The organism is Bacillus carboniphilus (assembly GCF_039522365.1).
Taxonomy (GTDB): Bacteria; Bacillota; Bacilli; order Bacillales; family JC228; genus Bacillus_BF; species Bacillus_BF carboniphilus.
This window is the reverse complement of sequence record NZ_BAAADJ010000061.1, coordinates 54,017-67,270: the sequence shown is the minus strand read 5'-3', so window position 1 is coordinate 67,270 and position 13,254 is coordinate 54,017. Positions and strand designations below refer to the sequence as shown.

Here is a 13,254-nt window from a genome sequence, read left to right as displayed (position 1 = left end):
AACAGACCATCTCATATTTTGATTTGGTCTGTTTTTTAATTATAGATTATTTTAATTTTGCCTACCTAATCTCTCTCTGTTTTTATCCTGCATCTCTTCTGTGACCACAAAGAATACACCCATTAAGAATATAAATACCGCTCCCATGATGGTTCCGATACTGATGGACGTTAATAGGCTGGAACCGCTTACGAAAAAGCCGATGATAAACATCATAATCCCAGAAAATAATACGGAGCCACCTGCATATTTAACGGCGTTCAATATTTTTTTAGATTCCATTCGATCATCCCCTTATGATTATATTATTCACCGAGTTCACAATATTGTCAAACATTGTTTTGAAAATAGACACAAATGATTAAATGTATTTATGGGGTTCCCCGTACTTTCAATGATGGCCTCATTTATAAAGACATGCCCAGTAGAGCACCCTATTATAAAGTTGCTTATCTTAGATATCGTTCTGGTCCCTGAGTTCGAATCATTGAAGTAAAAGAACATAGTATTTAAAATGAAGATAAAGGTTCCTTTAAGGGATAATTTGTTAGGATTAGGAGGAAATCAATTTGAAAATCATCGTGTTCCACGGATCGACCAGGTCCGATGGTAATACTGAATACCTTGCACATCTAGCAGTTCCAGAGGATAAAGCTACTCACGTTTACTTACGAGACTGTTTTATACAAGATATACAAGATGAAAGGCACTCAGAAGAAGGTTTTCCAGAAATAGATGATGATATGGCGGCGATTGTAGATCAAATGTTGGATCATGATGTCTTAGTATTTGCTACCCCTATTTATTGGTATAGCATGACTAGTTTAATGAAAACCTTCATTGATCGATGGTCACAAATCATGAGAGAAGATCGATATAGTCACTTTAAAGACCGATTGAAAGAAAAGAAAGCATATGTCATTGCAGTAGGTGGAGACTCTCCTTATATAAAAGGCCTCCCTCTTATTCAGCAGTTCAAGCATATCTTTGAGTTTTTTGGTACATCGTTTGAAGGGTATCTAATCGGAAAAGCAAATAAGCCTGGTGAAATTAAAGAAGATCAAAGAGCCATTCAAGCGGCTCCGACTCTAATTAAAGAATTAACGGAGTAGAGGTTGGTATAAAGCCAATCTCTTTTTCATGAAATGATAAAACTTTCGTCGTATTCCAATTTCTTTCTACATGATAAAATATAAAGTATCTTACATAATTGAGGTGTTGAAATTGAAAAACGATTTAATCAAGCGTCTTACTACATACGTTAAGGTGGACACTCAATCAGATGAAACTAGTGAGACATGCCCTTCCACACCAGGACAATTGACTCTTGCAAAAATGCTAGTAGAAGAATTAAAGGAAATTGGAATGCAAGAAATCACAATGGATGAAAACGGTTATGTGATGGCCAGCCTTCCTTCCAATACGGATAAGGAAGTAGACACGATAGGCTTCTTAGCCCATCTAGATACGGCTACAGATTTTACGGGTACAAATGTGAATCCGCAAGTAGTTGAAAAATACGACGGAAGTGACATTCACTTAAATCCTGAGGTGATCCTTTCACCCACTGAATACCCATCTCTATTACAATACAAGGGTCACACTCTTATGACTACTGATGGAACGACCCTTCTTGGCGCAGACAACAAAGCAGGTATTGCTGAAATAATGACAGCAATGCATTTTTTAATCCAGCACCCTGAAATCAAACATGGAAAAATCCGTGTAGCATTCACACCAGATGAAGAAATTGGCCGTGGTCCACACAAATTTGATGTCGCTGCTTTTGGTGCAAAATATGCCTACACCATGGACGGTGGTCCTCTTGGTGAATTGGAATATGAAAGCTTCAATGCCGCTGGATTTAGACTTACATTAAAAGGAAACAATATTCACCCTGGAACGGCAAAAGGGAAAATGGTGAATTCGGCAAAAATTGCAATGGAGTTTAATCAGCAATTACCGTATGAAGAAGCTCCAGAATATACGGAGGGTTACGAAGGATTCTATCACCTCTCCTCTATTCAAGGAGATGTAGAGGAAACAAAACTATCTTATATCATTCGTGATTTTGACCGTGAAAACTTTGAAGAACGAAAAGAAAGAGTTAATACCATTGTTGCTGCACTAAAAAAGAAATACGGTGAAGACAAAATTATTTTAGAAATGAAAGATCAGTACTATAACATGAAAGAAAAAATTGAACCAGTGAAGCACATTGTTGATATTGCTTATGAAGCTATGACTAAATTAGATATTCAGCCAGTCATCAAACCAATTCGAGGCGGAACAGACGGGTCTCAACTATCTTATATGGGACTACCTACACCAAACATCTTTACGGGTGGAGAAAATTATCATGGTAAATATGAATACATCTCAGTTGATAACATGGAAAAAGCAACGAATGTTATGATTGAGATCATTAAGTTATTCGAAGAAAAAGCATAACGTTTAATTCTGGCGCAAGTAACCGTATTGGGGGCTTGCGCCTTTTTACATTTGAAGCTCCCTCCCTCTTTTAGACCAAATTAAAAAGGTCCGACTATGTCGAACCCCCCCTATTTTTATATATGATGTGTGGATGTTACGTTCAATTTTTGTTTCCTTTTATGGGTACCCACAAGAGCAAATGCACATCCAATGGCTAGAATAGCGAATAGCGAAATCATCGTGATTACACCGATCCATCCGAAACCACTATAAAATATCCCCCCAGTTGTACCACCGAAACTGGAACCGAAATAATAGGAGAACAAGTAAAGGGCTGATGCTTGTGCTTTATCATGCGTTGCTATTTTACCTACCCATCCACTTGCAATAGAGTGACCTGCAAAGAACCCGAAAGTAAAAATGGCAATTCCCAATATTTTGACCCACAAATTCGAGTGTATTGTAATGATGCCTCCAACCAATAAAATTAATAAAGATATTTTAATAATCAGCCCTCGCCCATGTTGATCAGCAAGCATCCCCATCCAAGTAGAACTAAATGTCCCTACGAGATACACAATAAAAATAAAACCAACAACTGTCTGACTTAATAAATATGGAGGAGCCAGTAGTTGAAATCCAATATAGTTATAGAGGCTAACGAAGCTACCCATTAATAAAAAACTTATAGCAAACAAATAAATTAAACCTGGCTCTTTAAATTGACTAAATAAAGAACCCACTAGTTTTGTAAACTCAAATTTACGCGGTTTAAAATGTTTGGAATCCGGAAGTGTGTACCAAAATAGTAAACTAGCAAGAAGACTGACAACTCCAATCCCAACAAGAGCCATTTGCCAATTAAAGAGATCGGTTAAAACTCCACTAATAATCCGGCCGCCCATTCCTCCAATGGAATTACCACTTATGTATAAACCCATGGCTAAACCGAGACTCTTTGGCTCAATTTCTTCGCCTAGATAGGCCATCGCAACGGCTGGTAACCCAGCTAAAGCAATACCCTGTAATATTCTAAATAAAAGTAAAAAATGAAAGCTTGGACTTAATGCCGTTAAAATGACAAGAATAGATGAGGCAATTAAAGAAATGGCCATCACTGACTTTCTACCAAACACCTCTGATAGGGATCCAAAAAGTAATAGACTAATAGCTAAAGTAATTGTAGTCGCCGATACACTTAAGCTAGATACGGTTGGTGAAATATTAAACTGCTTAGCAATTTCTGGCAGTAGAGGTTGTGTACTCCATAGAATGGCAAACGTATTGAATCCACCTGCAAATAACGCTAAGTTCGCCATACGAAACGGAGTTGTCCCCTTCTGAATATAGCTCATGCTGTAAAAACTCCCTCAACACTGAAATCGTTTAATACGTTACCCCTTTATCATACTCCATTATTCCAGTTACATCCATATAAAAACATAAATACTGAAGCTAGCAAGCTACTAATGTTGTATTAAAAAGTAAAAGACCCCACAATTTTTGTGAGGTCTCTTACCTTAAAGCCTAAATATAAGTAATGGTATTCTTTTGCCCGTTATAACAATCCTATGGGAGGACAGTGTGGATTATTGCTCAATCCACCACTCGTTAGCAGGGTTAGTACCATTTACTCCGAATGTGATGCCCTTAACGTTTTCGTTAATAGCCCAAGCATCTCTAAGCTCCATGATTGGAAGCATAGGTAGCTCTTCGTTTACAATAGATTGCCATTGGATATAGATTTCTTTACGCTTATCGTTATCGATGTTGCCATTAGCATCTTTTAGAAGATCCATATCTAAAGCATCATCTAATAATGCGTTTGCCTCATCATTTACCCAACGTGGGTAGTTCCATAGAGCAGTTTCATTCCATAATCCAGATGGATCTGGGTCAGCACCAGTTCCCCAACCACCATAGAATGCTTCAATAGTTGGGTCGTCTTTTTCAACCATGTCATAGTATAGGTTAACTTCTGTCATAACAAGTTCAGCTTGTAAACCAACGTCACCCCAGTATTGAGTGATAGCACGAGCACGTGCCTCGTAAGTTGGGTTACCAGTGTCATAGTGACCGAAGTTGATTACAAATTTGTCTCCATTTGGATCTTCACGGAAACCATCACCATCAACATCTACATAACCAGCTTCGTCAAGAAGTTCTTCAGCTTTAGCTGGATCATAAGTGTAGTTGTTTGGTAATTCGTCATTAGAAGCAGTAATCCAGTGAGCAGATGGACTTGGTGTATTAACTGGTCCACCTAATCCGTTAAAGAATGCGTCTACCCATTCTTGACGGTTAATTGCATAAAGCATAGCTTTTCTTAAGTTTTTACTAGCGTATTTATTGTTTGGATCATAAATGTTCTTGCTTCCATCCCATTTACCCATTTTGAAACCAATGTAGTAGTAGGAAAGACCAGGAACTTCAACGATTTCAACATTATCTAATGCTTGAACTTGTTCAAGAATAGATGGGTGGAAAGCAGTCATATGAATGTTTCCAGTTTCTAATTCCCCAACTGTTAATGCACCATCAATTACTTTGACGATAACTTTATCAAGGTTTGGAGCACCTCTCCAGTAATCTGTATGAGCAACCATTTCAACTGCTTCACCAGGAAGAACGTTTGTTACTTTAAATGGTCCAACCCCAACTGGATTCTTACGAACAGGATCAGATTCTTCCATTTCAGCTACAGGAATACTTTCAAACGCAGCTTTAGCCATTGGATAAGACCAAAGGTTTGTTAAGTTGTTAATTGCAGCTTTTGTAAACGTAACTTCAAGTGTTTGCTTGTCATCAGACATCACTAAACCAGAAATGCTATCCGCTTCTCCAGCGTGATATTCTTCAGCACCTACAACGTTTTGAACATAATTATAACGAGGACCTGTATAATCAGGGTGTGCGATTGTTTCTAACGCAAATACCCAGTCCTCCATAGTTAATGTTTCACCGTTGTGCCACTTAATATCATCTTGAACTAGTGTAAATGTATAAGTTAAGTTATCATCTGACACTGTCCAATCAGCTAACCAAGGAATTGGTTGAAGGTTTTCATCATAAGAATACATACCTTCGTTGATGAACCCTAAAATTTCTGCATCAGAAGCGATTCCGTAAAATGCAAGATCTAAAAGACCTTCGAACTCACTTTCCATTGCGTAAGTAAGAGTTCCACCTTTTACAGGTCCATCATTTGCAGGCTGTTCATCGCCACTGTCTTCATCTTTTTCGTCGTTATCATTATTTTCTGTAGTACCTGGGTCTTCTGTTTTGCCTTCTTCCTTATCTCCACTATTACAAGCTGCTAGGAAGATAGATAGGACTAACAACATGACCATCAATAGCATTGATGATTTTTTGAAATTCATTTTTTGTTTCCCCCCAAAAATCTAGTAATTTTAATAATGCAAGTAAGCTCTATATGTAGAGATCACCTCCTTAAAAGTGGATGGAAACATAAATGAATGAGACTTATGTTACAACTATTCAGTTATTGTGTAATAATTCTGTAATTTTAACAACAATATATCAAACTAGAATTTAAAATTCTACACTTTTTTTAAAAAAATTATAAATTTTCAGAAACGTGGGAAAAATGACTAAATTGCCCAAAGTTTTAATAGGACTAAAAGAGTAGGATAGAAGCCCTGTCTTTCTTGAGTTACTAGAGGTTTATAGTAGAAGTTGATAAATGTAGCGTTTTGTACATTTTGCACAAACTCATTTTTTGTAATTTTTACCATGTTTTTTTTTAGAGTTGACCTACTTTCCGATACAACCCTAGATTGGCAAAAATAAATTAAAAAGAGCCCCCACTTTTATGTGAGGTCTCTTATATTCAAAGATATAAACTTATAGTAGTAACTAAACCTTTGGGGGGGTTTATTACTGTTCAAACCACCATTCATTTGGTGGGTTAAATCCATTAACGCCGAAAGAGACTCCTTTTAAGTTGCTGTTTAGAGCCCATGCATCTCTAAGCTCCATAATCGGAAGAACTGGTAGCTCTTCGTTCATGATTTTTTGCCATTCAACATAAATCTCTTTTCGTTTTTCATCACTAATTTGACCATTTGCATCCTTGAGTAGATCCATATTTAGTGCATCTAACATAAGTTGGTCAGAATCTTTATTAACCCAACGTGGGTAGTTCCATAGCGCATCTTCTGCCCAAAGTCCATACGGATCTGGATCAGAACCTGTTCCCCATCCTGCGTAGAATACTTCAATCGCAGGATCGTCGTTTTCTACCATCTCATAATAAAGGTTGACTTCAGTCATCGTTAATTCAGCTTGAAGACCGACATCTCCCCAGTATTGTGTGATAGCTCTGGCACGTGCCTCGTAAGTTGGGTTACCAGTGTCATAGTGACCGAAGTTAATAACAAACTTATCTCCATTCGGATCTTCGCGGAAACCGTCGCCGTCTACATCTACATATCCAGCCTCATCTAGTAATTCCATCGCTTTATCTGGATTAAACTCATAGTTATTTGGTAGTTCATCACTAGAAGCTGTAATCCAGTGAGCGGATGGGCTTGGTGTATTAACCGGACCACCAAGACCACTGAAAAATGCATCTACCCACTCTTGACGGTTAATGGCGTAAAGCATTGCTTTTCTTAGGTCTTTATCGACATATTTATTATTTGGATCCATTACGTTCTTGCTACCATCCCATTTACCCATTTTAAATCCAACGTAGTAATAAGATAAACCAGGCACTTCCACAATCTCAACATTCTTTAATTCTTCAACTTGAGGAAGAATAGATGGATGGAAAGCACTCATATGAACGTTCCCTGTTTCTAATTCCCCAACCATTAACGAACCATCAATAACTTTTACGATAAGTTTATCTAGGTGTGGTGAGCCTCTCCAGTAGTCTGCGTGTTTTTCCATTTCAATGGATTCACCAGGGAGGATATTTACAATTTTAAATGGACCTGTACCTACTGGATTTTTACGAACTGGATCAGACTCTTCCATATCTGCAACAGCAATTCCTTCGAATGCTTTCTTAGACATAGGAGCCGTCCATAGGTTTGTCAGGTTGTTAATTTTTGCTTCTTTAAAAGTAACACTTAATGTTTGTTTGTCGTCTGACATGACTAAACCAGTAATGCTGTCTGCAGTCCCAGCTTTGAACTCTTCAGCACCAACAATATCTTGGACGTTAACATATCTTGGTCCAGTGTAATCAGGATGTGCAATCGTTTCAATGGCAAATACCCAATCTTCCATGGTTAAGGTTTCCCCATTATGCCACTTGATGTCGTCTTTAACTAAAGTAAATGTGTATGTCTTATTATCTTCAGATACAGACCACTCAGCTAACCATGGGATAGGCTTCAAGTTTTCGTCAAAAGAAATCATATTTTCAGAAGTGAAGGCCAAAATTTCTGCATCTGATTGGCCAGAAAAATAAACTTGATCCAAAAGGCCTTCAAATTCACTTTCCATGGCGTAAGTAATGGTTCCTCCATCTACAGGTTCACTTGTAGTTGGATTTTGTTCTTCATTATCTTTTTCTTCCTTATTGTCCTTTTCTTCTGTATCCGGGTCCTTTTTCTGACCTTCTTCTTTATCTTCGGAACAGGCTGCAAGGAACAGAGAAGCGATGAGGAACATGATCATTAGTAATAGAAATTGTTTTCTTTTCATTGAATTGACTCCCCCTTTGATTTCAACAAATCTAAAAAACTAGGATTTATAGATTACTAGTAATCACCCCCTTAAATAGAAACACCAGTGTTACCTTTGTGAAATATTTATTATATTTCTGTAACACTTTCGTAATATGGAGATAATATATCACAGGTATGGGATACATTACCATACCTTTTTTAAAATTTTCAGAATTCGACAATATTTTACAAATGTTTTGAAGGATTTTTATTTATTAAAAAGCCGATTTTTTATAAATTTTTTTGGATTTTGGACTGACTTTTTAGCAGAATCTGATTTTATGAGGGAGTTTTTTGGTTAGTGTGGTAGTTATTTAGGTTGTTGGTGTTCTTGACAGGGTTGGGTATGGGTGGATTGTGATGAATATGAGGTGTGGATGTTGTTTTTTGGAGTGGTTTGTGCGCAAATTGTGATTTGAGTGCGAAAATATTTAAATGAGTGCGATTTTTTGAATTTAAGTGCGAAAATTTAGTTTTAAGTGCGATATTACGTTTGAGTGCGAAAAACAAACGTTTGAGTGCACATTTGTACCAAATGAGTGCGAGTTTTCCGATTTGAGTGCGCCACACCAGCCCCCGCTCCTCATCTGCAAATTTATAAAAACAAAAAACCAGTTCCCCCTACCGGAACTGGTTTGAATAAGCAATTATTAGAGCCGCCTTTGCCGTATTCTCAAATAAGAAAGTTTTAAACCACCACTCCTCAAAGTGGGTGTTCGCAGAAACCTTCCTGCCTGTTTTCCATGTCATGTAGACAGAAACATGTCATTTCGGTTTCAATGTTAAACTCCCTATATAAGTTTAAAGGTTAAAACTTTACGTAGACTTACGAGCAATGCAGCTTGTATATATATAATATACCTTGTCCTCCTAAAAATCAATGTTAATGCCTTCCTCTTTTGCTCATTTAATCAATTCCAATATGTAATTGGGCCTCTATTTTATGATGAAATTGTGATTTTCTATTTAAGTAAAAATGACTTTACGACGGGTACAAACCTATTGGTAGACGTTGGGTATACTGCTCAATAATTATAAAAAGATGGCCTGGTTCTTTAAACAGGCCATCCCTATTAACTATTCAACAGGCGGTGTACAAATTAGTAGAATATTTCCTTCTGGGTCATAAACGCTACAACCCCTCATACCTTCACCGTAAGATGTAATGGGGTCGGTCTTTACTCCCTTTTCCTGAAGTTCCTGAAAAACCCCATCCACATCGTTTGTTTCAAAAAAGAAAACAGAATAAGGTAAAGGAGTGATCTCCTTATGATGAGTTTGAAGTAATACTAGGCCTGTCCCTTCCATTTTAAATGAAACATAGTCCCCTTCTTTTTCTGATTCAATTTCAAATGGGAATACCATCTTGTACCATTCCTTAGCCTTTTCTAAATCCTTTAAATGAATAAAGCATGTGTTAATTCTGTTCTTGATTTTCATCCTTTTTTCTCCCCTTAAAAGTTGTTTTCACCCTATACACGGATGAATCTACTAATTAGGTACGCTTAAATTAGAAATTTTTTATTCAGCTATCACAGAAAATGCATTTCCCTCTGGATCATAGAAGGTAAAATAATATGTTCCTCCAGAAAAATAACGCTCTGCACGTAAACCGACTTCTGTTAATTGTCGGTATGCCCGAGCAATCAATTCTGGTTTTTGATTCCGAAAGGCTTTGAGGAATTGCTGGATTAAATTCAACTGTTCTGCAGGTTCCAACCTATCTCTTTTTCTCAATGGATGTTCTCCAGTGGCCAGACGCTGTCTCCCTCTGTGTAAGGCCGCTTTTACGGCACCTTCCGTTTTGTCTAGCATCTCTCCTACCTCTCTGGTCGAGTATAAAAACACATCTACCAATAAAAAGATGACCGCTTGAAATGGTGGTAACTGTGCTGCCAATTTTTCTACTGATTCCTTCACTTCTAGTGGGTCCACTAAAATTAAAGTGTCTGCTGTCTCATACCCAACCGGCAACCCTACGTCTGCCTTTCGCCTTCTACATTCATCAATCCAAGCATTGGAAGCGACACGAAATAAATAGGCTTTAGGGGCAGGGTGTTGTGTCAATATATTTGAGTTCTTCATTCCTTTAACAAGTGTTTCTTGATATAGGTCCTCCGCATCCCAAGGAGTCCCTGTTAGCGAACGACAGTATCTATGTAAATCATCTTGGTATTGTAAAAGAATTTGTTCACACATAATGAATGGAAGGTCCCCCTTTACCCTCATTTTAACATTTTTAGGCAGAAGTCTAGCACACTTTTTACAGATAATTGAATACATATATATGTAGACCTCACGCCTCACAAAATGTATGTAAAATGGTTGACATTTAGGGATTTTTCTACTAATCTCAAATAGAAATTAAATACTTCGTTAGGTGAGGCTCCTGTCCGGAGATATGCTGCTGCCCAAAAACGTCCAAAGACGCCAATGGGTCAACAGGAACCATCGACATAAGGTGGTTTTTAATGTAGCTGGCAACATTGTTGCCTATGCCGTTCAGTGCTAAAGCTCTACGAATGAAGGTCTAGTGATTGGGTTCAACACGTACACCTTTATTCGAGGTGTACTTTTTTATTATTACGGAGGTGAGTAAAAGAATGGAAGGACCCGGAGAATCGAGAAGGCCAAAACTAAATAGTAGTCTGGGGACGACCACTCTTTGCTGCACATAGTCCCCAGATTCAGGAGGGGGAAACCATGTGACAGAACACTACATCGACGAATTGGTTTTGAAAACTATTAGACTCTTAAAAGAAAGAAAAAAAACAGAGTTTAATAAGATTATAGAAGAGCTGCAGCCCTATGATATTGCTCAACTTTACCAGGCTATCCCAAGGAAACATCACCCGAATTTCATCAATTCACTCCCGGTAGACCTCATTTCTGCATTGATTGTAGAACTAGAAAAGCCGTTGCAAACCATCGCTCTGCAGCTCATGAAGCGTTCATTGCTTCAACAAGTTTTACGCAAAATGGAAAACGATGACCTCGCCTTTATTTTAGAAGGATTTGATGAAGAGACTCGTCAATATTACCTCTCTATTATGGAAAAGCATGAAGTCGAGGTTGTCCAGTCGATCATTGACTACCCTCCAGACTCAGCTGGACGTTTGATGAATAACCGCTATGTCTGGATTAAAGATGATTCGACAGTTGAACAAGCTATTCAAAAATTACGCAGTTTCCTTGAAATTGCTGAGAATATTAACTATTTCTATGTGATTGATGAAAGTCGGCGGCTAAAAGGAGTGCTCTCCTATCGTGATTTAATATTAAGTAATCCAGAAGACAAGGTCGCGTCTATTATGTTTAGTCGGGTAATTTCGGCTAATGTATACATGGATCAGGAAGAGCTCGCAGGCCTGTTTGAACGCTACGACTTTTTAGCCATTCCGATTGTCGATGACAACAAAGAATTAGTCGGTATTGTAACAGTTGATGACATTATCGACGTCTTCATTAAAGAGGCCAATGAAGATTATGAAAAATTCGCTGCGACAGGTAAAGATATTACCTTTGACACACCCGCAACGGTAGCTTCTTTTCGAAGATTACCTTGGCTAGTACTCTTATTATTCATAGGACTAATATCAGGTAGTATAATTAGTACTTTTCAAAATACATTAGATCAAGTAGTGGCTTTAGCTTTTTTTATGCCAATGATTGCGGGTATGACGGGGAACACAGGTACACAGTCACTCGCTGTGGTTATTCGCGGGTTATCTTCTACTAAATTAGAGGCGAATCAAATTCTAAAGTTAATATGGAGAGAAAGTAAAGTAGGACTCATGATTGGAATTACTTGTGGAATTTTGATTTTTGGCGTTGCAGCTATATGGCAACAGTCCTTAGTGTTAGGGTTTGTGATTGGCGCTTCCCTTCTCTTAACACTCATTTTCGGGACGCTGGCTGGAACCATTATTCCGATCCTACTTTACAAAATAAATATTGACCCCGCAATTGCCTCGGGTCCGCTAATTACAACCATTAATGACATTTTATCTCTATTTATATATTTCGGACTCGCGACATTCTTTTTAACAAGCCTATTATAAAATTTAGACCTGTTCTTCCATCATGGAGAGCAGGTCTTTTTACATAAAACGCGATTACATGTGAAAGAATAAAATGATTTAACAACCATCAAAAAAAATAAACTGGATGATTTAAGAATGATTTTAATGGTAGCTACCATCACGATTTTTTGGTTAATAATTTGGAAAATCCCAAAACAAGTGACAAAGCTTGAAATGTATGTCACTTCCTTCTTTTCCTTGTACCTCGCCTTACTAGCAGATTCTATTTTGGGAGGCATGTACAAGCTTTATTCTTACTTTAAACCAGGTGTACATTATATGGATTTGGTTGCTGGGATTGGCATTTATCCAGCGGTAAATATTTTATTCCTCAATCTATTTCCTTATAAAAGCTCGCTATTAAAAAAATACATTTATATTTTTGTTTGGACCATTTTTTCATTACTCTATGAATGGTTTGCCGCCAACCACTCCGATCTCTTCAACTATCAAGGCTGGCGTACCTGGTATTCAGCACCGATTTACCCTTTATTATTTATCATATTATTACTAAATCTTAAGTGGGTTCGTTTGCTCATTAAAAGAGGGATTACATGTTCGGATTTCTAATCATTCTTATCCTCCTTTCAATTTTATATTGGTGGACTCCTAAAAAAATCAATGGAATTGGGATATATAGTACTATCTTTTTTGTGCTTTATTTCGGGTTAGTGTGGGATGCTATTTTCAAGGGGAAATATGAGCTCTATTATTACACGGAGAATCCTGATGTCCACTACACCGATTTCTTTGTACGAATCACTTTCTATTCGATTACCAGTTTATTATTTCTGAATTGGTTTCCATTTCACCATAAGTTTCGGACTATGATACTCTATTTCTTTGCCTTTATTTTGATTATATGGAGTTTAGAATGGGTTTTTGTACAGATTCTTCTCATTAAATACAGCGGATGGAAACTAATATATTCGCTCCCGAAATACATATTCATCTATTTGGGGGTCTGGATCAATCATAGAATGACTAATAATTTTTTAAAAAAGGAAGAATGGATGTCAGTAAAAAAAACATAATAAAAT

Annotated in this window: 11 protein-coding genes, 1 other RNA gene and 1 riboswitch; of the genes, 5 read left to right on the top strand and 7 right to left on the bottom strand. The window is 37.4% G+C overall.

Annotation, left to right across the window (positions count from 1 at the left end; genetic code table 11):
• Nucleotides 1-51 precede the first annotated feature (51 nt).
• A complete protein-coding gene (locus ABDZ91_RS18525; protein WP_343802334.1) occupies nt 52-282 on the bottom strand; it encodes a hypothetical protein in 231 nt (76 codons plus the stop codon).
• A 287-nt stretch (nt 283-569) separates the two neighbouring features.
• On the opposite strand from ABDZ91_RS18525, the gene ABDZ91_RS18520 reads away from it, so the two are divergent.
• Complete coding sequence (locus ABDZ91_RS18520; protein WP_343802331.1) at nt 570-1,112, top strand: flavodoxin family protein; 543 nt, start codon at nt 570-572, stop codon at nt 1,110-1,112.
• 70 nt (nt 1,113-1,182) lie between these two features.
• Nucleotides 1,183-2,451: a peptidase T gene (gene pepT, locus ABDZ91_RS18515; protein ID WP_425541868.1), complete on the top strand. Its 1,269-nt coding sequence runs from the start codon at nt 1,183-1,185 to the stop codon at nt 2,449-2,451.
• A 116-nt stretch (nt 2,452-2,567) separates the two neighbouring features.
• On the opposite strand, the gene ABDZ91_RS18510 is transcribed toward pepT, so the two are convergent.
• From ABDZ91_RS18510 to ABDZ91_RS18485, 6 genes are all read right to left on the bottom strand, one after another.
• Complete coding sequence (locus tag ABDZ91_RS18510; protein WP_343802327.1) at nt 2,568-3,788, bottom strand: MFS transporter; 1,221 nt, start codon at nt 3,786-3,788, stop codon at nt 2,568-2,570.
• A gap of 234 nt (nt 3,789-4,022) precedes the next feature.
• Entirely contained in the window at nt 4,023-5,813 is a 1,791-nt protein-coding gene (opp4A, locus tag ABDZ91_RS18505) for an oligopeptide ABC transporter substrate-binding protein (RefSeq protein WP_343802324.1), read from the bottom strand.
• A 517-nt stretch (nt 5,814-6,330) separates the two neighbouring features.
• Complete coding sequence (gene opp4A, locus ABDZ91_RS18500; protein ID WP_343802321.1) at nt 6,331-8,109, bottom strand: oligopeptide ABC transporter substrate-binding protein; 1,779 nt, start codon at nt 8,107-8,109, stop codon at nt 6,331-6,333.
• A 672-nt stretch (nt 8,110-8,781) separates the two neighbouring features.
• Nucleotides 8,782-8,979, bottom strand: a non-coding RNA gene (ssrS, locus tag ABDZ91_RS18495) — 6S RNA.
• A 230-nt stretch (nt 8,980-9,209) separates the two neighbouring features.
• Nucleotides 9,210-9,572: a VOC family protein gene (locus ABDZ91_RS18490; protein ID WP_343802318.1), complete on the bottom strand. Its 363-nt coding sequence runs from the start codon at nt 9,570-9,572 to the stop codon at nt 9,210-9,212.
• 81 nt (nt 9,573-9,653) lie between these two features.
• Nucleotides 9,654-10,331, bottom strand: coding sequence for an RNA polymerase sigma factor (locus tag ABDZ91_RS18485; protein WP_343802315.1), 678 nt, complete (start codon nt 10,329-10,331; stop codon nt 9,654-9,656).
• A gap of 166 nt (nt 10,332-10,497) precedes the next feature.
• Nucleotides 10,498-10,666, top strand: a riboswitch (M-box (ykoK) riboswitch).
• A gap of 171 nt (nt 10,667-10,837) precedes the next feature.
• Here ABDZ91_RS18485 and mgtE point away from each other — a divergent pair.
• The 3 genes from mgtE to ABDZ91_RS22005 all read left to right on the top strand — a co-directional run bounded on the left by mgtE (nt 10,838) and on the right by ABDZ91_RS22005 (nt 13,248).
• Nucleotides 10,838-12,193 (top strand): magnesium transporter, encoded by a 1,356-nt coding sequence (mgtE, locus tag ABDZ91_RS18480; RefSeq protein WP_343802312.1) that lies wholly within the window; start codon nt 10,838-10,840, stop codon nt 12,191-12,193.
• A 117-nt stretch (nt 12,194-12,310) separates the two neighbouring features.
• Nucleotides 12,311-12,784, top strand: coding sequence for a CBO0543 family protein (locus tag ABDZ91_RS18475; protein WP_343802309.1), 474 nt, complete (start codon nt 12,311-12,313; stop codon nt 12,782-12,784).
• Nucleotides 12,769-13,248, top strand: a complete 480-nt coding sequence (locus ABDZ91_RS22005) for a CBO0543 family protein (RefSeq protein ID WP_425541867.1) — start codon at nt 12,769-12,771, stop codon at nt 13,246-13,248. The genes ABDZ91_RS18475 and ABDZ91_RS22005 overlap by 16 nt, the downstream gene beginning before the upstream one ends.
• Nucleotides 13,249-13,254: the final 6 nt, after the last annotated feature.